19 protein-coding genes and 1 tRNA gene are annotated in these 19,064 nt (G+C 69.0%); 11 read left to right on the plus strand and 9 right to left on the minus strand.

What is annotated here, in order from left to right; genetic code table 11:
* Positions 1 to 3: 3 nt before the first annotated feature.
* The 3 genes from ACZ6S0_RS43000 to ACZ6S0_RS43010 are packed head-to-tail and all read right to left on the minus strand — an operon-like array spanning position 4 to position 2,824.
* Positions 4 to 882: an Fpg/Nei family DNA glycosylase gene (locus ACZ6S0_RS43000; protein WP_465925111.1), complete on the minus strand. Its 879-nt coding sequence runs from the start codon at positions 880 to 882 to the stop codon at positions 4 to 6.
* Positions 883 to 912: 30 nt separating this feature from the next.
* The gene (locus tag ACZ6S0_RS43005; protein ID WP_465925112.1) at positions 913 to 1,518 is read right to left on the minus strand and encodes a TenA family protein; all 606 of its coding nucleotides are present in this window, start codon (positions 1,516 to 1,518) and stop codon (positions 913 to 915) included.
* Between the two features lie 40 nt (positions 1,519 to 1,558).
* The gene (locus ACZ6S0_RS43010) at positions 1,559 to 2,824 is read right to left on the minus strand and encodes an LCP family protein (protein ID WP_465925113.1); all 1,266 of its coding nucleotides are present in this window, start codon (positions 2,822 to 2,824) and stop codon (positions 1,559 to 1,561) included.
* Between the two features lie 245 nt (positions 2,825 to 3,069).
* Here ACZ6S0_RS43010 and ACZ6S0_RS43015 point away from each other — a divergent pair, with 245 nt between their 5' ends.
* A complete protein-coding gene (locus ACZ6S0_RS43015; protein ID WP_465925114.1) occupies positions 3,070 to 4,419 on the plus strand; it encodes a hemolysin family protein in 1,350 nt (449 codons plus the stop codon).
* Positions 4,416 to 5,426, plus strand: coding sequence for a hemolysin family protein (locus tag ACZ6S0_RS43020; RefSeq protein WP_465925115.1), 1,011 nt, complete (start codon positions 4,416 to 4,418; stop codon positions 5,424 to 5,426). Before ACZ6S0_RS43015 ends, ACZ6S0_RS43020 begins: the two co-directional genes overlap by 4 nt.
* Positions 5,427 to 5,706: 280 nt before the next feature.
* On the opposite strand, the gene ACZ6S0_RS43025 is transcribed toward ACZ6S0_RS43020, so the two are convergent.
* A tRNA-Leu gene (locus ACZ6S0_RS43025) sits at positions 5,707 to 5,789 on the minus strand.
* A 200-nt stretch (positions 5,790 to 5,989) separates the two neighbouring features.
* On the opposite strand from ACZ6S0_RS43025, the gene ACZ6S0_RS43030 reads away from it, so the two are divergent.
* From ACZ6S0_RS43030 to pknB, 7 genes are all read left to right on the plus strand, one after another.
* Positions 5,990 to 6,730, plus strand: a complete 741-nt coding sequence (locus ACZ6S0_RS43030; protein WP_465925116.1) for an FhaA domain-containing protein — start codon at positions 5,990 to 5,992, stop codon at positions 6,728 to 6,730.
* A gap of 17 nt (positions 6,731 to 6,747) precedes the next feature.
* A complete protein-coding gene (locus ACZ6S0_RS43035; protein WP_465925117.1) occupies positions 6,748 to 7,218 on the plus strand; it encodes an FHA domain-containing protein FhaB/FipA in 471 nt (156 codons plus the stop codon).
* Entirely contained in the window at positions 7,215 to 8,537 is a 1,323-nt protein-coding gene (locus ACZ6S0_RS43040) for a Stp1/IreP family PP2C-type Ser/Thr phosphatase (protein WP_465925118.1), read from the plus strand. The genes ACZ6S0_RS43035 and ACZ6S0_RS43040 overlap by 4 nt, the downstream gene beginning before the upstream one ends.
* Positions 8,538 to 9,959, plus strand: a complete 1,422-nt coding sequence (locus ACZ6S0_RS43045; protein WP_465925119.1) for an FtsW/RodA/SpoVE family cell cycle protein — start codon at positions 8,538 to 8,540, stop codon at positions 9,957 to 9,959.
* Positions 9,956 to 11,416 (plus strand): peptidoglycan D,D-transpeptidase FtsI family protein, encoded by a 1,461-nt coding sequence (locus ACZ6S0_RS43050; protein ID WP_465925120.1) that lies wholly within the window; start codon positions 9,956 to 9,958, stop codon positions 11,414 to 11,416. The genes ACZ6S0_RS43045 and ACZ6S0_RS43050 overlap by 4 nt, the downstream gene beginning before the upstream one ends.
* 22 nt (positions 11,417 to 11,438) lie before the next feature.
* Positions 11,439 to 12,809, plus strand: coding sequence for a serine/threonine-protein kinase (locus ACZ6S0_RS43055; RefSeq protein ID WP_465925121.1), 1,371 nt, complete (start codon positions 11,439 to 11,441; stop codon positions 12,807 to 12,809).
* Positions 12,810 to 12,891: 82 nt separating this feature from the next.
* Complete coding sequence (gene pknB / locus ACZ6S0_RS43060) at positions 12,892 to 14,763, plus strand: Stk1 family PASTA domain-containing Ser/Thr kinase (protein WP_465925122.1); 1,872 nt, start codon at positions 12,892 to 12,894, stop codon at positions 14,761 to 14,763.
* A gap of 205 nt (positions 14,764 to 14,968) precedes the next feature.
* Here pknB and ACZ6S0_RS43065 read toward each other — a convergent pair whose 3' ends face one another.
* From ACZ6S0_RS43065 to ACZ6S0_RS43075, 3 genes are read right to left on the minus strand one after another with little or no spacing between them, the layout of a single operon-like run.
* On the minus strand, positions 14,969 to 15,541 hold the full coding sequence (locus tag ACZ6S0_RS43065; protein WP_465925123.1) for an anthranilate synthase component II: 573 nt from the start codon (positions 15,539 to 15,541) through the stop codon (positions 14,969 to 14,971).
* Positions 15,538 to 15,696 (minus strand): hypothetical protein, encoded by a 159-nt coding sequence (locus ACZ6S0_RS43070; protein ID WP_465925124.1) that lies wholly within the window; start codon positions 15,694 to 15,696, stop codon positions 15,538 to 15,540. The genes ACZ6S0_RS43065 and ACZ6S0_RS43070 overlap by 4 nt, the downstream gene beginning before the upstream one ends.
* A 1-nt stretch (position 15,697) precedes the next feature.
* Positions 15,698 to 16,309, minus strand: a complete 612-nt coding sequence (locus ACZ6S0_RS43075; RefSeq protein WP_465925125.1) for a class E sortase — start codon at positions 16,307 to 16,309, stop codon at positions 15,698 to 15,700.
* Positions 16,310 to 16,453: 144 nt separating this feature from the next.
* Between ACZ6S0_RS43075 and ACZ6S0_RS43080 the strand changes: the two genes are divergently transcribed.
* On the plus strand, positions 16,454 to 16,699 hold the full coding sequence (locus ACZ6S0_RS43080; RefSeq protein ID WP_344897037.1) for a cell division protein CrgA: 246 nt from the start codon (positions 16,454 to 16,456) through the stop codon (positions 16,697 to 16,699).
* A gap of 34 nt (positions 16,700 to 16,733) precedes the next feature.
* On the opposite strand, the gene ACZ6S0_RS43085 is transcribed toward ACZ6S0_RS43080, so the two are convergent.
* Positions 16,734 to 17,603, minus strand: coding sequence for a rhomboid family intramembrane serine protease (locus ACZ6S0_RS43085; protein ID WP_465925126.1), 870 nt, complete (start codon positions 17,601 to 17,603; stop codon positions 16,734 to 16,736).
* Positions 17,604 to 17,749: 146 nt separating this feature from the next.
* Positions 17,750 to 18,286, minus strand: coding sequence for a peptidylprolyl isomerase (locus ACZ6S0_RS43090; protein ID WP_465925127.1), 537 nt, complete (start codon positions 18,284 to 18,286; stop codon positions 17,750 to 17,752).
* 183 nt (positions 18,287 to 18,469) lie between these two features.
* On the opposite strand from ACZ6S0_RS43090, the gene ACZ6S0_RS43095 reads away from it, so the two are divergent.
* Positions 18,470 to 18,943, plus strand: coding sequence for a YtxH domain-containing protein (locus ACZ6S0_RS43095; RefSeq protein ID WP_465925128.1), 474 nt, complete (start codon positions 18,470 to 18,472; stop codon positions 18,941 to 18,943).
* Positions 18,944 to 19,064 lie beyond the last annotated feature (121 nt).

Here is a 19,064-nt window from a genome sequence, read left to right on the forward strand (position 1 = left end):
CGGCTATTTCAGCAGCCTGGACAGGCGGCGGTCGGCCAGCGGCTTGCCGCCGGTCTGGCACGTGGGGCAGTACTGCAGCGAGGAGTCGGCGAACGAGACCTCCCTGATCGTGTCGCCGCACACGTCGCAGGGCTGCCCCGTGCGGTTGTGCACGCGCAGCCCCGACTTCTTCTCCGCCTTGAGGTCTTTGGCGGCCAGCCCGTGGGCCCGCTCGACCGCGTCGTGCAGCGTCGCGACGATGGCCTCGTGCAGGTCGGCGATCTGGTCGTCGGTCAGCGTGGCCGCGATCTTGAACGGTGACATCCGCGCGGCGTGCAGCACCTCGTCGGAGTAGGCGTTGCCGATGCCCGCGATGATCTTCTGGTCGCGCAGCAGCCCCTTGATCTGGGTGCGGCTGCCGCCCACGATCTGCTTGAGCGCGTCGACGGTGAACGACTCGTCGAGCGGGTCGGGGCCGAGGGCGGCGACGCCGGGCACATCGTCCGGATTTTTCACGACATAGACGGCAAGGCGCTTCTGCGTCCCCGCCTCGGTCAGCTCGAACCCGGGCGCCAGGCCCTCCTCGTCGGGCGCCAGCCGTACGCGTACCGCCAGCGGCCCCTTGCCCGGCCGCACCGGCTTGGCCCCCGACAGGTCGTCGCGCCAGCGCAGCCACCCGGCCCTGGCCAGGTGGATGACCAGGTGCAGGCCGTCGCAGTCGAGATCGAGGAACTTGCCGTGCCTGGCCACGGCCATGACGGTCAGCCCGCCGAGCGCCGTGACCGGCGGGTCGAACGTCTTGAGAGCCTGGATGGCGACCACGTCGACCCCCAGGATCGTGCGGCCCACCGCCCGCTCGCGCAGGAAGTGGGTGAGAGACTCCACTTCGGGAAGTTCGGGCATGCCACCAGAGTACGATGCGCCCCCGACCGCCTACGGCACGTCCCAGAACGCCAGCTCGTGTGCCATCCCCTCCTCGAACAGGGCCTGCGCCCGCGCCGGATCCGGAGCGGCCTCGTCGATCATCTGCGCGATCCGCACGGTGAGCGCCGCGAACCCGGGATCGGCGTACGTCTCCACCCAGGCCCGGTAGCGCGGCTCGGCGGGCGGGCGCTCCGCCAGGATCCTGCCCAGGCTCGAATACCCCCACATGCAGGGGTACAGCGCCGCCAGCCCCTCGCCGTACGACGCCGCGGACTCCAGCAGGAACCCCGTGTACGCCACGCACGCCGGCCCCTTGACCGCACCCTCCAGATCGGCCCCGAACCCGGCCGACAACGACCGGTGCAGGCTCAGCTCGTCGTGGAACGTGGTGTGCGCCAGGTCCACCAGGTCTCCCAGGTGGGCGTCCGGCGCCTGCCAGGCCAGCCGCGCGAACACCCGTACGTAGTCCAGCAGGAACAGGTAGTCCTGCTCCAGCCACGACCGGAACACCGGCTCCGGCAGGTCCCCACGCCCGATCCCGGCCACGGTGGGGTGATCGAGCTGCGCCTGGAGCAACGGCCGTCCGACTGCGTGCAACTTCTCCGAAACGCTCATGCCTGGGAGATTAGTGGCGGGTCGCCGTCGTCGGCCGAGGTCAGCCGGCGTCGATGATGTCCTTCGGCACCGGCTTGTCGTCCTTCAATGCCTCGAACAGCGCCAGCGCCTTCGTACGGTCCCACTTGACCGCCGTGCCGCCGCTCGGGACGGCCTCGTTGCCGCCGAAGGGCACGACCGTGGTCACCGGGCTGTCGCCCATGGCCAAGCCGAGCGAGAGCATGTCGAACGCCCCCGTCCCCGAGTCGACCTCGACCGCCGCGGTGGCGCTGGAGGCCAGCGGGATCGCGGTGAACGGGTTGAGCAGCACGCCCGGACTGGCGGCCTTCTTCACGACCGCGCTGAGGAACTGCCGCTGCCGCTTGGTCCGCTCGAAGTCGGGCAGCGCGCCGCCCTTGCGGGTGCGTACGTAGCCGAGCGCCTGGGAGCCGCTGAGCACCTGCGTGCCCTTCTTGAGGTTCAGCCCCGCCTTGGGGTCGTCGACGGCCTGCCGGACGTTGATCTCGACCCCGCCCACGGCGTCCACGATGTCGACGAACCCGGCGAAACCAATCTCCATGTAGTTGTCGACGTGCACCCCGGTCACGCTCTCCACGGTGCGCACCAGCAGCTTGGGGCCGCCGAGGGCGTAGGCGGAGTTGAGCTTGTCGCGCCCCTTGCCGGGGATCGTGACGGCCGAGTCGCGCGGCAGGCTGACGAGCGTGGGCTGGTCGCTCCCCTCGGGGATGTGCAGCAACATCATCGAGTCCGTACGCTGCCCCGCGGCCTGCCCGGTCGCCAGCTTCTTGCGCTGGGCGGCGGTGAGCCCCTTGCGGCTGTCGGAGCCCACGAGCAGCCAGTTGGTGCCGGGAGTGTCGGCCGGGCGCCCTTCGTAGTCGGCCAGCACGCCGTCGATGCCGGCCAGCCGCGAGTTGACCCAGAAGATCAACCCCACGACCGTGACGAGCAGCACGACCAGCACACCGGCGACGATCTTCAGAACCGTCCTGCCGGAGATCCGCCTGCCCGGACCACGAGGGCCGGGTGGACCGCTCTCGGAGGGCTCGCGGCGCGACCTGAGCGGCCTGATCGGGCTGCTGCCCTTCCGCTCGCGCCCGTACACCCGCGAGCCGCCGGGCTTGGGCCCCGCCTCTGGAGGCCCCTGGGGGGCCGCGTTGGGAAGCTGGTGCGTGGGGGCTCCCGGCCCTCCGCCGGGCATCCGGTGCGCGGGCGCTCCTCCCGAACGCAGGCCGTCAGCGGGCCGTGGTGGCAGCGGGCGGCCGTCGCCCGGCGAGCGCATGGCCCGCGTCCGGTCGTCCTCAGACACTTTCGCCTTCTTCCCTTCGCTTTGTCATAAACGCTACGTCCAACCCCTGGGCAGTGAAGACCTTCCGTCAAGGTTTTCCCACGGAAAAGTACGTGGAACTAGCGGAGAGTCACTGCGGAAACATAGATGCCACCAGCATCGTTACGGTTATGGACGACCGCTATCGAAGGGAAGATCGTGTCCGATCCGGACCCCTGGAGTCTTCGCCCGTGCGCTGGCACGGGTTCCTCTGAGGGCTCACTCCGGTGAGCGCCTATCTCGGGCTGCTGGCCCTCCTGCTCCTCACCGCGGCAACCGGCTACTTCGTCGCCCAGGAGTTCGCCTTCGTCGCCGCCGACCGTGGGATCCTGCGCGAGCAGGCCGCCACCGGCGACACCTCCGCCGAGAAGGCGCTCCAAGTCACCTCTCGCCTGTCTTTCATGCTCTCCGGCGCGCAGCTCGGCATCACGGTGACGGCGCTGCTGGTCGGCTTCCTGGCCGAGCCGGCGATCGCCACCGTCGTACGGCCGTGGCTGACCGACGCGGGCCTGCCCGACGCCATGATCACGGGTGTGTCCTTGGCCATGGGCGTCTTCGTCGCGACCGTGGTGCAGATGGTCTTCGGCGAGCTGGCCCCGAAGAACCTCGGCATCGCCAGGCCGGAGCAGGTGGCCAAGTTCCTGGCCCGCTCGACGCTGGTCTACCTGGCCGTCGTCGGCCCCCTGGTCAAGCTGTTCGACTCGGCCGCGACGGGCCTGCTCAGGCGGGTCGGCATCGAGCCGGTGGAAGAGGTGGAACACGGCGCGACCCCCGAGGAGCTGTCGCGCATCATCGCCGAGTCGACCCAGGCGGGCGAGCTGCCCGCCCGGCTGTCGGACCTCCTGGAAAGAGCCCTGGAGTTCGGTGACCGCACGGCCGAGGAGATCATGGTCCCCCGTCCGAGGGTCGTGGCGCTGCGCGCCTCGCAGCCCGTCTCCGACCTCCTCTCCGTGATGCGCGACTGCGGCCACTCCCGCTACCCGGTCCTGACGGACGACGGTGACGTGGCGGGCGTGACGGGCGTACGCGAGCTGGTGGCCTCCGGCCTGGACGAGGGCTTCGTCTCGGCCATCACCCGCCCGGCGATCCTGGTGCCCACCTCCGTCCCGCTCCCTGCCGTCCTCGACCGCCTGCGGGCCGCCAAGGACGACATCGCCTGCGTCATCGACGAGTACGGCGGCCTGGCCGGCGTGATCACCGTGGAGGACCTGGCGGAGGAGCTGGTCGGCGAGCTGGTCGACGAGAACGACCCCGAGCCGGTCGGCGCGGTCGAGCACCCGGGCGGCGTCTGGGAGGTCCCCGGCAGCCTTCGCCTCGACGAGGTCGAGCGCGCGACCGGCGTCTCCCTCCCCGAGAGCGACGACTACGACACTCTGGCGGGCCTGGTCCTGGCCAGGCTGGGCCGGATGCCGAACCCCGGCGACATGGTGACCGTGCCGATCGCCCAGGAGGCCGACCTGTTCACGGACGAGGAGCAGGAGCACCAGGCGGAGCTGACGGTGATGTCGCTCAACCGCCGGGTGCCCGAATGGGTCCGCCTGATCCCGCTCCGGCACGCGGAGGCGACCCGCCGATGACCATGATCATTCTGAGTGTGGCCCTGCTGGCCTTCAACGCCCTGTTCGTGGCGGCGGAGTTCGCCTTCGTCTCGTCACGGCGGCATCGCCTGGAGGAGATCGGCGCGGGCGGCAACCGCCTGGTCAGGATGGCGGCGCGCTCGGCCGCGGGCGGCAGCCGTCAGCTCTCTCTCATGCTCGCGGGCGCCCAGTTGGGCATCACCCTGTGCACCCTGGGCCTGGGCCAGGTGACGGAGCCGGCGATCGAGCACTATCTGGAGCCGGTCTTCGCCGCCATCGGCGTACCCGAGGCCCTGCGCCTCCCGATCGCGCTGACGCTCGCCCTGGCGCTGGTGACCTTCCTCCACATGGTGGTGGGCGAGATGGCCCCCAAGTCGTGGGCCCTGACCCACCCGGAGCGGGCGGCGCTGCTGCTCACCTTCCCGTTCCGTGCGTTCACCACGGTGATGCGCCCGCTGCTCTCGTCGCTCAACGCCCTGACGAACGTCATACTCCAGCTCTTCGGCGTCCAGCCGAGAAACGAGCTGGCGACCACCAGGACGCCCCGCCAACTGGCGCTGCTGGTCGGCGAGTCAGGCCGGATGGGCCTCCTGGACCGCGCGGAGCACGACCTCCTCACCAGGGCCCTGCGGCTGGACGACGAGGGCATCGAACGCCTCATGGTCCCGATCGCCCAGGCCATCAAGGTCCCCGCGACCGCCACGGCGACGGAGATCAGATCGACGGCGGCGGGCAGCGCCCACCTGAGACTCCTCGTGGAGGGCCCGGCAGGCGTGGAGGGCGCCCTGCACGTAAGAGACGCACTCCTGAAGCCGGGAAGCAAGGCCACAGACCTGTGCCGACCACTCCCGAAGCTCCCCAGCACCACTCAGGTCCCCGAAGCGGTAACCGCCCTACAGGAACAACGCTCCCATTTGGCCCTGGTAACCGACCAAGAAGAAAAAGTCATCGGAATGGTGAGCCTCACCGACCTGGTAGGCGAACTACTGGACACAAGAGCAGCCTGACTGTGAGCTAAAACACAGAACCCCCGGGTGGCCGACAACCACCCGGGCAGAAAAGAAGGACACACCCCTTGCGAACAAGTCCCCACTTCGCCAAGGTGGTCCTGCCCCAAGAAAAAACAGACAGCAACCACGAAGGTTTGTGACGGGGGTCTGGGGCCAAGGGCCCCAGGAGCGAAGCGACCCACCTGGGGGTCCGGGGGTTACCCCCCGGTCAGAAATGACGAGGGGACCCGAGGGAGCGAGCCGTAAGGCTCGCGACCATGGATCCCCAGTCACCGAGTGGGCGAGGAGGGATTTGAACCCTCACGTCCTTTCGGACACACGGACCTGAACCGTGCGCGTCTGCCGTTCCGCCACCCGCCCTTGTGGGTGCGGAAAGAACAGTAGCACGGAACAGCCACTGGTACTGAACCCGGATACGATCGCATAAGACACGGGAGCGGAGGAGCTGGGCGCGGCAGCCGACGAGCGCCAAGGGCCACTGTGACGTGGGACGAGCGGGCACCGGGCGCCGAAAGCGTCTGGGGGCCGCGATCATATGCACGGAGGAAGGGAGGTACCCGGTGGGAGTCCTTCAGCGCTTCGAGCGAAGGCTCGAAGGCTTGGTTGAGGGGGCCTTTGCGCGGGCGTTCAAATCTGACCTTCAGCCGGTCGAGGTCGCCAGCGCGGTTCAGCGGGAGATGGATGAGCGTGCGGCGATCGTCGCGCAGGGTCGCACGCTCGTGCCCAACGACTTCGTGGTAGAGCTGTCCACGACCGACGCCGAACGGCTCGAGGTCTACGCCGACAGCATCAGCCACGAGCTGGCCAACCTCGCCAGGGAGTACGCCAAAGAACAGGGCTACTCCTTCGTGGGACCGGTCCGGGTCCGCTTCGAGACCGCCGGCGACCTGGCTGTGGGGCTGTTCCGCATCCGGTCGGGGGTCATCCGCGGGGCGACCGTCGAGCAGGACGAGATCCGCCAGCCGGCGAGCGACCTGCCCCCGTCGAGGCCGAACGCCTTCCACGGGCGGCCGCGGCTGCTCGTCTCCACCCAGGACGACCCGCAGGGCGACCGCTCCTACGAGCTCACCACTCCGGTGACCTTGCTCGGCAGGGGCACCGACTGCGATCTTCGTCTTGTCGATCCGGGAGTCTCGCGGCATCATGCGGAGCTGCGCGTCGAGGGCCAAACCGTGGCCCTTGTGGATCTCGGGTCCACGAACGGCACTTTTGTCAATGGCCAGCCGGTACGCAGGATCGAGCTCCAGAACGGCACGCGAGTGACCCTGGGGCGTACGACTCTGGTGTTCCGGCGCGATTAGGGGTAGACAAACGGTCCATGTCCGAGCTCACGCTGCTGCTGATCCGGCTCGCGTTCCTGGCGGTGCTGTGGTTCTTCGTCATTGCCGCAGTCGGCGTGATCCGGACTGACTTGTTCGGCTCACGCACGGCTCCCGCGGGTGGGCGCAAATCGCCCAAGCCCGCCAAACCCGTGGCAAAGCCCAGGAGCAAAAAGGGCGAGCCACGCCAGCTCATCGTCACCGGTGGCCCTCTCCAAGGCACCACCATCAACCTCACGGAGACGCCCATCACGATTGGCCGGGCGAATGACGCCACGCTGGTAGTCACGGACGACTACGCTTCCAGCCGGCATGCCCGGCTCTTTCCTCAGGACGGTCAATGGATCGTGGAAGATCTTGGGTCCACCAACGGCACGTATCTCGACCGCTCCAAAGTCACCCGTCCGACCCCGGTGCCGCTCGGTGTTCCGATCCGCGTCGGCAAGACAGTCATTGAATTGCGCAAATGACCATCGCACTCCGCTACGCCGCCCGCTCGGACGTCGGCCTCCTCCGCGAAGGTAACGAGGACTCGGCGTACGCTAGCGGCCGCCTGCTCGCCGTCGCCGACGGCATGGGCGGGCACGCACACGGCGAGGTGGCGAGCTCAGTCGCCATCGCCGCCATGGCCTCTCTGGAAGAGGCCCAACAGGGGGGCGACCTGCTCAACGCCATCGAGGCAGCGGTACGCGACGCCAATCGCAGGCTGCACGAGATGGTGGGGCGGGATCCCAGCCTCAAAGGCATGGGCACGACTCTGACCGCCATGCTCTGGAACGGCACCCAAGTCGCCCTGGTCCACGTGGGCGACTCGCGGGCCTACCTCCTGAGACGCGGCGAGCTCTACCAGATCACCCATGACCACACACTGGTGCAGCAGCTCGTCGACGACGGGCGCATCACGCCGGAAGAGGCCGCCACGCATCCGCAGCGTTCGATCCTGCTGCGCGCGCTCGACGGCAGCGGCGAGGTCGATCCCGATCTCACGCTGCGCGAGGCACAGGTGGGCGACCGCTACCTGCTGTGTTCCGACGGCCTGTCGGGCGTGGTGAGCGCGGAGACGCTGCACGCCACGCTCACCAACATCGACGACCCGGAAGAGGTCGTCCGCCAGCTCATCGATCTGGCGAACCGGGGTGGCGGGCCCGACAACATCACGTGCGTGCTGGCCGACGTGCTGGAGCTCACCGAGGGGCAGCAGGTGCCCGTGGAGGCCGCCGTGGTCGGCGCCGCGGGCATGAACCGGCTGCGCGGTGATCCGCAGGACGCCTCGCCGGGGCGACCCGGCGCGGTGACCGCACCCCAGCCGGTGCTCACCGACGACGACTTCGACGAGCCGGGCGCGCAGGCGTCCCGGCGCTCGGGCAGGCGTCGCCGGGTGTGGCCGGTGCTGGTCACCGTGCTCGGTGTGGGCATCGTCGCCGTCGGCGTCGTTGGGTACTTTGGATACCAGTGGACTCAGGAGCAGTTCTTCGTCGGCGCCAGGGGCGATGAGGTGGTCGTGTTCCAGGGGGTCCAGAAGGAAGTGGGGCCGTTCCAGCTCTTCCACGTCTCCAAACCCACCGGCAGGCAGCTCTCCCAACTGTCGGAGGCGGACCAGGCGCTGATCAAGGGCGGCATTCCCGTCACCACGGTCACAGAAGGCTTGACGAAGATCAACGGTTTGAAGTTCACAGGCGACCAGAACACGGGCGATCAGAACACCGAAGAGGAAGCTCCCACGGAGGCGAGCACGTCGTCACCCCCGCCGTCCGCGTCCCCCACCGCGACCAGGACGAGACAGCAGTAGATGAGCGAAGTCGCGGTCTCCCCCGTCCCGATGCCGGCCAAGCGCCGCGGGGCCCAGCTCTTCATGCTGGCGCTCGCGGTGGCCATCGTCATGGGCGCCTACGCCAACGTGGGCCTGGCGATCGACGGCCGGATCCCGGCCGGCATGCTGACGTACGGGCTGGGTCTGGGCGGTCTGATGCTGGCCGCCTACCTGGTGCTGGCCAAGTTCGCGCCGTGGGCCGACCCGCTGATCCTGCCGCTGGTGACCCTGATCAACGGCCTGGGCCTGGTGATGATCTACCGGCTGGAGTCGGGCGGCATGCCGCTGGCGTCGGCCACCAGCCAGATCATGTGGACGGCCGTGGGTGTCGTGATGTTCACGGTCACCCTGATCGTGCTGCGTGACCACCGGACGCTGCAGCGGCTCACGTACACGGCGGGTGCGGTGGGGATGGTGCTCCTCGCGCTGCCCGCGGTGCTGCCCGCCAGCATCAGCGAGGTCCAGGGCGCGAAGATCTGGATCCGCTTCGGCGACTTCGCCTCCATCCAGCCCGGCGAGTTCGCGAAGCTGCTGCTCGTCGTCTTCTTCGCCGGTTACCTGGTGGCCAAGCGCGACGTGCTGGCGCTGGCCGGGCGCCGGCTGCTCTTCATCGACCTGCCCAGGGCCAGAGACCTCGGCCCCGTGCTGGCGACGTGGGTGCTCAGCCTGCTGGTGCTGGTCTTCGAGAAGGACCTGGGCACCTCGCTGCTGCTCTTCGGCACGTTCATCGCGATGTTGTACATCGCCACCCAGCGCACCTCGTGGGTGCTGATCGGGGTGCTGCTCTTCGTCGGCGGCGCGTATCTGGCCGGGCTGGCCTTCGACCACGTCGGCGCCCGCTTCGACGCCTGGCTCGACCCGTCGAACGCGGTCTACTTCGGCAACGACCCCATCTGCCAGACGGATCCGATGGGCGACGCGATGTGCGGCAAGAGCTTCCAGATCATGCAGGCGTTGTACGGCTTCGGCGCGGGCGCCATCCTCGGCACCGGCCTGGGCCAGGGCAACCCCGACGAGATCCCGCTGTCGTTCTCCGACTTCATCTTCGCCGCCACCGGCGAGGAGCTGGGCCTGACCGGGCTGATGGCGCTGCTCATGATCTACGCGCTGCTGGTCGAGCGGGGTCTGCGCACGGCGATCGCGGCCCGCGACCCGTTCTCGAAGCTGCTGGCGGGCGGCCTGTCGTTCATCCTGGCCTGGCAGGTCTTCATCATCGTCGGCGGTGTGACCAACCTGATCCCCCTGACCGGCCTGGTCACGCCGTTCATGTCACAGGGCGGCTCGGCGCTGCTGGCTAACTGGATCCTTATCGCGCTCCTGGTACGCATGTCAGACGCGGCGCGCAGGCCCCCGCCCCAGGCGATCCAGAACGAAGGAATGACCCAGGTGTTCCAGCGATGAACCGGACTCTGAAACGAGCGGCCGTGGCCTGCCTGGCCATGTTCGCGCTCCTGATGGTCAACGTCAACATCCTGCAGGCGGTCAACGCCGAGGGCCTGCAGGACGACGCGCGTAACCGGCGCAACTTCTACGAGCGCTACGCCGTCGAGCGCGGCCGCATCACGGCGGGCGGCAAGGTGATCGCGCAGTCCGTGGAGACGCAGAACAAGGACTTCCGATTCGTCAGGGAATACCCCGACGCCAAGCTGTACGCCCACGTCACCGGCTTCTTCTCGCCGGAGAGCGAGAGCGCGATCGAGGACAGCGAGAACCAACTGCTCGACGGCTCCAGCCCCGACCTACTGCTGCGACGCAGCATCGACCTGTTCACGGGCGAGCCCGCCCGCGGCGCCAACGTCGAGCTGACGATCAACCCGAAGGCCCAGAAGGCCGCCTACGACGCGCTGCGGCAGAGCGGCAAGCGCGGCGCGGTCATCGCGCTCGACCCGAAGACCGGCGGCATCCTCGCGATGGTGTCGCTGCCCACGTACGACCCCACCGAGCTGTCGGGCACCAACAAGAGCGAGGTGTTCCCGCGCTACGACGAGCTGGCAGCGGACAAGTCCCAGCCGCTGCTCAACCGTACGATCGCGCAGACCTACCCGCCCGGGTCCACGTTCAAGGTGGTGACGATGGCGGCGTACCTGGAGGACGACTCCTCGCGCGGCCCCGACACCACGGTGGAGGCGCCGCAGCGGCTGACCCTGCCCAACACGACGGTCACCCTGCCCAACTACGGCGGCGCCGCCTGCGGCAGCGGCCAGGTCACCCTGGTGTTCGCGCTGGAGAAGTCCTGCAACACCCCCTTCGGCGCGATGGGCATGGAGCTGGGCTTCGACAAGATGAAGGAGCAGACCGAGAAGTTCGGCATGGGGCAGCAGCTCGCGGTGCCGATGTCGGTCGCGCAGAGCGACTTCGGGAAGGAAGAGGACCAGGCCGCCCTGGCGATGGCCTCCATCGGGCAGCGCAGCAACCGCATGACGCCGCTGCAGATGGCCATGATCGCGGCCGGCATCGCCAATGACGGGACGGTGATGAAGCCGTACCTCGTCAACAAGATCAGCGACTCCAAGGGCGACGCCGTCGACGAGGCCAGCCCGGAAGAGCTGTCCCAGGCGGTCAGTTCCGAGACGGCGGGCAAGTTGCGCGACATGATGGTGAGCGTGGTCGACAACGGGACCGCCAACCTGGCGCAGGTCTCAGGCGTCCAAGTAGCCGGTAAGACGGGTACGGCGGAGACCACCGACGGGCAGCCTCCGCACGCCTGGTTCATCTCCTTCGCTCCCGCCAACGACCCGAAGGTGGCCCTGGCGGTCATCGTCGAGTCCGGCGCCGCCAAGGTGGGCGCGGAGGCGACCGGCGGGCACACCGCCGCGCCGATCGCAAAGGCCGTGCTGGAGGCGGTGCTGAACAAGTGAGTGAACGGTAACCTGCTGGGTCATGCGGCTCCGTAACCGCTATCTCCTGCTCTCCCGCATCGCCACGGGCGGTATGGGGGAAGTGTGGCGTGCCCGTGACGAGCTGCTCGGGCGCGAGGTCGCGGTGAAGATCCTGCGCAGCCACATCTACGCCGACCCGACCTTCCGCGAGCGGTTCAGGAACGAGGCCCGGCTCACCGCCGCGCTGGCCGACCCCGGCGTGGCGCAGATCTTCGACTACGGCGAGCAGAGCGACCTGGCCTATCTCGTGATGGAGCTGGTGCACGGCGAACCGTTGTCGGCCATCCTGGCGCGCAACGGCGCCGTCGGGGCCGAGGTGGCGCTCGACGTGGTGCACCAGACGGCCAGGGCCCTGCACGCGGCCCACTCCGCCGGGATCATCCACCGCGACATCAAGCCCGGCAACCTGATGGTCACCCAGGAGGGTGTCATCAAGGTGACGGACTTCGGCATCGCGCGGGCTCTGGAGGCGGCGCCGGTGACGCAGACCGGCACGGTGCTGGGCACGGCCCAGTACGTCAGCCCCGAGCAGGCGCAGGGCTTCTCGCTCACGCCCTCGACAGACCTCTACTCGCTGGGCGTGGTGGCCTACGAGTGCCTGGCGGGGCACACGCCGTTCCGGGCCGACAGCCAGGTGGCGATCGCGCTGCTGCACCTCAACGAGGCGCCGCCGCCGCTGGGCGTCGACGTGCCCGCGCCGGTGCGCGAGCTGGTCATGTCTCTGCTGGCCAAGGAGCCCGCGCAGCGGCCCGCCACGGCGCTGGAGGTGGCCGACCGGGCACACGTGCTGCGTGAGTCGCCGGCCGGCGCCGAGCACGGTGCCGAGCTGAGCATGCTCACCGACCCGGGCGGCTTCCGCGTACGCGAGCCGTCCCCCGAGGACGAGCAGGCGACCGACGACCTGGCCCCGGCCACGACGGTGCAGGAGAGGCCGCAGGTCAGGCGGCGCAGGGGCGCGCGGACGCTGGCGCTGGTGGCCACGGCGGGCTGCGTGGCGGCGGTGGGGCTGACGGCGATCACGTTCGCCAACGGGCAGCCGACGCCGCGGGAGCCAGAGGTGGCCGAGTCGTCCCCGCTCCCGACGACCCCGGAGCCCGTCGCGTCCACGCCCGACGAGCCGCGCCCGACGAAGACCAGGCGCACACGGCGGCCTCCGGTGGTTCCGGCGAAGTCGCAGGGGCCGATAGCCTCGCCGTCAGCTACCGTAAGCAAGTCGGCAACTCCTACCAAGAAGCCGTCACCGAAGCCGACACCGACCACCCGGACCCCTACGCCCACCCCGACCCCAACGCCCACCACTACACCCACAAGCCCGACACCCACCGCCTCGCCGGACCCGGGTGATACAAACCCGACCAAAGAGGAGACGTGATGCGCTATGGGGGCGATGATGGACACCGGCAGCCCCCGAGCTGGCCGGTACCCAAGATGAACGGTAAGGGACAGTGCAGGAAATGACTCAGCCTCGGCTACTCGGAGGTCGCTACGAGCTCGACGGTGTCGTCGGGCGCGGCGGCATGGCCGAGGTGTATCGCGCCCGAGACATCCGGCTGGACCGCATAGTCGCGATCAAAACCCTCCGCTCCGACCTGGCGCGAGACCACACCTTCCAGGCCCGGTTCCGGCGCGAGGCCCAGTCGGCGGCCTCCCTGAACCACCCGGCCGTGGTCGCGGTCTACGACACCGGCGAAGACGGCACCGAAGGCACCCCCGTGCCGTACATCGTGATGGAGTACGTCGACGGCCGCACACTGCGCGACCTGTTGCGTCAGGACCGCCGCCTCCTGCCCGAGCGCGCGGTCGAGCTGGTCGACGGCATCCTGCGCGCGCTCGACTACAGCCACCGCGGCGGCATCGTGCACCGCGACATCAAGCCGGCCAACGTGATGATCACGCGCGCCGGCGACGTCAAGGTGATGGACTTCGGCATCGCGCGCGCGATGGCCGACTCCGCGGCCACGATGACGCAGACGGCACAGGTGATCGGCACCGCCCAATACCTGTCGCCCGAGCAGGCCCGCGGCGAGCGCGTCGACGCGCGCAGCGACATCTACTCCACCGGCTGCCTGCTGTACGAGTTGCTGACCGGCCAGCCGCCCTTCACCGGCGACTCCCCGGTCGCGATCGCCTACCAGCACGTACGCGAAGAGCCCATTCCGCCGTCGCAGATCGACCCCGAGATCCCCCCATGGGCCGACGCGATCGTGCTCAAGGCCATGGCCAAGGACCCGGGCCAGCGCTACCAGAGCGCGGGCGAGATGCGGGCGGACATCCAGCGGGCGATGTCCGGCATGCCGACCGACGCCCAGACGATGGCGATCTCCGGCAACTTCGGCCAGGGCACGCGCATGATGTCCGCCACCCAGACGGGGATGCCCGGCCCGGCCACGCAGCGCACCGGCGCGATCCCGCAGTACGACTACGGCGACGGCGACGGAGGCGGCCGTGGTGGGCGGCGCAGGGCGTCGGGAGGCGGCGGCAACGCCGTCAAGACCGCGCTGTGGGTCATCATCCCGCTGCTGATCATCGGCGGCTTCATCACCATCGGCTACGTGGTGTTCGGCAACAAGAGCACGCCCACCGACACGACGATCACGATCCCGTCGCTCGCCTCGCAGGAGCGGCAGTACGCCGAAGAGCAGCTCACGTTGCTGGGGCTCAAGGTCCAGGTCGTGCAGGAGTTCAGCGCCGACGTCGAGAAGGGCGCCGTCATCAAGACGGACCCGGCCGAGAACAGCAAGGTCGAGAAGGACTCCACGGTCAAGCTGGTCGTCTCCAAGGGCACCGAGAAGGTCAAGGTGCCCGACGGGCTCATCGGGCTGTCGCGGGAGGACGCCGAGAAGCTCCTGTCGGACGCCGAGCTGCGCACCACCATCAAGACGCGCAACTCGACCAAGCCGCAGGACACGGTCATCGCGACCGAGCCCAAGGCCGGTGAAGAGGTCGAGAAGAACGGCGTGGTCACCCTCGTCATCCCGAAGGAGCTGGGCTCGGTGCCCAGCGTGATCGGCCTGACCGAGGAAGACGCCACGGCCCAGCTCAAGGCCGCGGGCTTCAGGGCCAAGGTCGTGCCGCAGCCGAGCGACCAGCCCCAGGGCACGGTCGTGCAGCAGAACCCGGGTGAGGGCGCCAAGCAGCCGGCCAACACGACGATCACGATCGTGGTGTCCACCGGCCCCGAGGAGTCCGGGCCTCCGCCCACCAACGACTTCCCGACCGACGGGTTCCCGTCCGACCAGCCGACCGACGACTTCCCGTCGGACGACCAGCCGCCGCCGGACGACAACCCCATCGACGATGGCCTGGGTGGCGGTATACACGGCTGAGGCGGCCGTACAGGGACGTACACGGGCATGAGGAAAGGGCCGCCCCTCCCACGACGGGAGGGGCGGCCCTTCGCCTGTAGCCGGTCTCGTGCCTTTTCCTGCCTTCGCCGGTGACCGGTCCGTGGCCGGAAACGACGAACGCCCCCGCCGCTCGGGGGCAACGGCGGGGACGCTCACTTGTACGTCGCTCTACGCGAGAGGTTTGTTACACGAATCTTCGCCACCAATTCCGGAGAAGTCGGTGGCCGTGTTCGGAGAGCACTGATTCCGGGTGGAACTGGACACCCTCGACGGGGGCCTCGCGGTGCCGCAGGCCCATGATGACGCCGTCGTCGGTGCGGGCGGTCACGTCGAGCACGTCGGGCACGGTCTCGGGCAGCACGGCCAGCGAGTGGTAGCGGGTCATGCGCACGGGCGAGGGCAGGCCCTCGAACACGCCCTCGCCGTCGTGCGTGATGGCGCTGGTACGGCCGTGGAACAGCTCGGGCGCGCGGGTCACGGTGGCCCCGTAGGCGATGGCGATGGCCTGGTGGCCGAGGCAGACGCCGAGCAGCGGACGGTGCCGCTCGACCGCGTCGCGCACCAGGGGGACGCTGACCCCGGCCGCCTCGGGGGTGCCGGGGCCCGGGCTGATGAGCACACCGTCGAAGCCGTCGGCGTCGCGCACGCGTACGTCGTCGCGCGACCGCACGTCGCAGTCGGCACCCAGCTCGCGCAGGTACTGCACGATGGTGTGCACGAAGCTGTCGTGGTTGTCCACGACCAGCACGCGGCTCATTTCCTTACGGTCACCTCGTCTACCGTCACCAGGGGCTCCAGGAGCGGGAACACGACATACCAGAGTACGGCCACCGCCACCGCGAGCAGCACGGCGGCCGTCAGCACCCGGGTGCGCGGGCGGCCGGGCAGCTTGCGCCAGAGCCAGAGGTACATGTCACTCCTCGCGTGGTTCGCTCCGCTTGAGCACGCCGTAGACGATGAGGCGTTCGGCGGCCGAGTACTCGGGATGGCAGGTGGACAGCGTGATGAAGGCGCGGAGGGGGCGGATGTCGGGCTTGCCGGGCACCGGGGCGATCACCTCGATCTCGTCGGGGCGCACGATGTCCTGGGAGGTCACGCGGTAGGTGTAGCGGGCCTCGCGGGCCTCGACGATGATCTCGTCGTCGCGTTCCAGCTCGTCGATCTCGTTGAACGGGGCCGCGTAGGTGGTGCGGTGCCCCGACACCACGAAGTTGCCGATCTGGCCGGGCATGGCGCTGTCGGGGTAGTGCCCCGGCCCCTTCCTGAGCTGCTCGGCGCCGACGCCCTCGATCACGGCGTACTGGTAGTCGTGGCCCAGCCTGGGGATGCGCAGCAGCGCGAGCGCGGTGCCCGGCTCGATCTTGCCGGGGCGCGCCTGGTTCTTGGCGGCCAGCTCGCGCTGGAGCAGGAGCTGCTGGCTCTGGGTGTAGGCGCCGGTACCCCAGAGCAGGTAGGCGCAGAACAGCATGAGAACCAGGCCCGCGGTGATGCTGATCTCCCCGAGGGCCCGGAGCGTGGCCCGCATGCGATCAGGGTATTCCGCCACGATGCGGCCTCTGGGGATCGCCATGTCATGCGCGTGGCGACTATCCTGGGGCCGTTTCAACTACGCTTAACGAAGAGCCTGTGGACGATCCGGATGCCCCAGGCCCTCAGCAGGAGTTATCCAGTGCCCAAGTCCAAGGCTAGCAAGAAGGCGGTCTACACGCCGCCGCAGAGATCTCAGCAGGTCAAGGTCAGCCCGCGCTGGCTGGCCCCCACGATGGTCGCCACCTGGATCATCGGTATCCTGTGGATCGCGATCTATTACGTCGCCCCTCAGGCCCCCTTCTTCAGCGACCTCCAGAACTGGAACCTGCTGATCGGGTTCGTCTTCATCATCTTCGGTGTGGTTCTTTCCACCCGCTGGCGTTAGTTCTTTCCACAGTCTTTTCCACAGCCTGGGGAAGTCAGATCGCGCCGACGATGGCCGAGGTCCTGACCATCACGAGCACGGCCAGCACGGCCAGCGCTCCCACGATCGCCAGCCCCTGCCAGAGGGTCCTGCTGTTCTTGGGGGCGTAGGCCAGCGCCCCCGCCAGCAGCGATCCCGTGACCAGGCCGCCGACGTGGCCGGTCCAACTGATGGAGCTGGAGAAGACGAACGTGATCGCCAGGTTGAGCGCGATGAGCACGGCGATGCCGCGCACGTCGAGGTTGAGCCTGCGCCCGACCACGAACACCGCGCCGAACAGGCCGAAGATGGCCCCGGAGGCGCCGACCGTGGGCTGGTTGAGCGGGTCGAGCCAGAGCCCGAGCACCGAGCCGCCGAGTGCGCTGATGAGGTAGACGGCCACGTAGCGCACGTGACCGAAGGCGCGCTCGAGGTAGGGCCCGATCACGTAGAGCGCCCAGGAGTTGAACAGGATGTGGAAAAGCCCGCCGTGCACGAACGCGGCGGTGATCAGCCGGTAGTACTGGTCGCCCACGGCGACGCCGAGCGGCCACATCGCCAGGTCGCCGGTGATCGCCTCGTTCGTGAGGTATTGGCCGCCGAAGATCAGCACGTTGATGACCAGGATGGCGTACGTCACGAACGGCGTGCGTACGACGTTGCCGCCGAACGTGGACCTGGCCTGGCGGATGCCTCGGTTGCCGTCGGCCACGCACTCGGGGCACTGGAAGCCGACGGCGGCGTCACGCATGCAGTCGGGGCAGATGGGACGCTCACAGCGCTGGCAGCGCACCCAGGTCTCCCGGCCGGGGTGCCGGTAGCAGGTGGGCACCGCCTCAGCGGGCTGCTCGGGCTGCGGGGGCTGGCTGGGCGGCTGGCTGGTCATGACCGAAGCCTAAGGCTTACTTGGGCATGCCGCGTGGCCCCGATCGGCGGATCAGGGGGAATGGGCCGGGGGTGGATCGGTGGCTCAGGGAGGGGTACGGCCGGGGCCGGGGGTGGTGGTGCGCCCCCGGCGGCCGGTTGTCGTCGTCAGGCGGGGACGCGGTCGAAGGTGACCGATTCGAGGATGACGTCCTCCGCCGGGCGGTCGCGCTGGTCGGTGCGGGTCTTGGCGATGGCGTCGACGACGTCCTGGCCCTCGATCACCTCACCGAAGATGGTGTGCTTGCCGTTGAGGTGCGGCGTGGGCACGACCGTGATGAAGAACTGCGAGCCGTTGGTGCCCTTGCCGAACTGGATGCCGGCGTTGGCCATGGCGAGCAGGTAGGGGCGGTTGAAGTACAGCTCAGGGTGGATCTCGTCGTCGAACTCGTAGCCGGGGCCCCCGATGCCCTGGCCGAGCGGGTCGCCGCCCTGGATCATGAAGCCGGAGATGACCCGGTGGAAGATCGTGCCGTCGTAGTAACGGGCGGTGCTCTTCTCGCCGGTGCCCGGGTGCGTCCACTCGCGGGAGCCTTCGGCCAGCTCCACGAAGTTTCGTACGGTTTTCGGGGCCTTGGTGGGGAAGAGTTCTACCTTGATATTCCCGCGGTTGGTCTTCAGGTTGGCAATCAGCTTTTCAGCCACGGTACGGCTGCCCCCTCTATGTACAGGGTTGTTTGTCGTGTTTTGAGGACTATGGTGTTCCGCCCTCCTGGGGCCATCCTCCCACGGACCGCCATGATTGAGCCGCCTTGTCCAGGGAAGGTCAGGCTCGGGGCCCCAACGACAGGGGAGGTTGTCGTGTCCCTGACAATGAGAAGACGCCGCGTGACCGTGGAAATACCGGCCACGTGGATGGACCGGATGAAGACCCAGGCCGCACGGACCGGCCACCGGATGATGCCCATGGCGGGCCAGGCCAGGATGGCCGCCGCCCAGGGCATCGAAGGCGCCCGCTACTGGGCGGCGCCGCGGCTCGAGTCCGCGGCACACGGGTTCGAGGACCAGGTCGCACCCATGGTCAGCTCGATGCTGACGGCTGCGGCCAAGAAGATCGACCCCACGCCCGTGCAGTCGCGGCGGTGGCCGACCTTCATGCTGCTGACCGGCCTCGCGGTGGGGGCGATCGGCTATCTGTTCTACCGCCGCAACGCACAGCAGTGGACCGAGCACATGAAGGACTCCGCCTCCGATGCCTCACGTTGGGTCAATGAGCGGGCGGACAGGGTGCCGGAGTCCACGGACCGCATGGCGACCAGGATGTCGGACCAGGCGAACGAGGCGTCGCGCAAGATGCCGTGACACGCCGGTCCGCCGCCTTGGGAGCGCGCCCTCGTGATGACCTCACGGGGGCGCGCTGCCGTTGTCCCCTGGGGCGTGGTCGGCGACCGTTGACGTAGGACCAAGCGCTTGTTAGAAAGCC

The sequence above is a fragment of the Nonomuraea sp. NPDC051298 genome, from assembly GCF_055586305.1.

What these genes read in the sequence shown, in the direction of transcription:
- ACZ6S0_RS43000 (WP_465925111.1), bottom strand. Translation starts at nt 882, where the DNA reads ATGCCCGAACTTCCCGAAGTGGAGTCTCTCACCCACTTCCTGCGCGAG.
- ACZ6S0_RS43005 (WP_465925112.1), bottom strand. Translation starts at nt 1,518, where the DNA reads ATGAGCGTTTCGGAGAAGTTGCACGCAGTCGGACGGCCGTTGCTCCAG.
- ACZ6S0_RS43020 (WP_465925115.1), top strand. Translation starts at nt 4,416, where the DNA reads ATGACCATGATCATTCTGAGTGTGGCCCTGCTGGCCTTCAACGCCCTG.
- ACZ6S0_RS43035 (WP_465925117.1), top strand. Translation starts at nt 6,748, where the DNA reads ATGTCCGAGCTCACGCTGCTGCTGATCCGGCTCGCGTTCCTGGCGGTG.
- ACZ6S0_RS43040 (WP_465925118.1), top strand. Translation starts at nt 7,215, where the DNA reads ATGACCATCGCACTCCGCTACGCCGCCCGCTCGGACGTCGGCCTCCTC.
- ACZ6S0_RS43045 (WP_465925119.1), top strand. Translation starts at nt 8,538, where the DNA reads ATGAGCGAAGTCGCGGTCTCCCCCGTCCCGATGCCGGCCAAGCGCCGC.
- ACZ6S0_RS43050 (WP_465925120.1), top strand. Translation starts at nt 9,956, where the DNA reads ATGAACCGGACTCTGAAACGAGCGGCCGTGGCCTGCCTGGCCATGTTC.
- ACZ6S0_RS43055 (WP_465925121.1), top strand. Translation starts at nt 11,439, where the DNA reads ATGCGGCTCCGTAACCGCTATCTCCTGCTCTCCCGCATCGCCACGGGC.
- pknB (WP_465925122.1), top strand. Translation starts at nt 12,892, where the DNA reads ATGACTCAGCCTCGGCTACTCGGAGGTCGCTACGAGCTCGACGGTGTC.
- ACZ6S0_RS43065 (WP_465925123.1), bottom strand. Translation starts at nt 15,541, where the DNA reads ATGAGCCGCGTGCTGGTCGTGGACAACCACGACAGCTTCGTGCACACC.
- ACZ6S0_RS43070 (WP_465925124.1), bottom strand. Translation starts at nt 15,696, where the DNA reads ATGTACCTCTGGCTCTGGCGCAAGCTGCCCGGCCGCCCGCGCACCCGG.
- ACZ6S0_RS43075 (WP_465925125.1), bottom strand. Translation starts at nt 16,309, where the DNA reads ATGCGGGCCACGCTCCGGGCCCTCGGGGAGATCAGCATCACCGCGGGC.
- ACZ6S0_RS43085 (WP_465925126.1), bottom strand. Translation starts at nt 17,603, where the DNA reads ATGACCAGCCAGCCGCCCAGCCAGCCCCCGCAGCCCGAGCAGCCCGCT.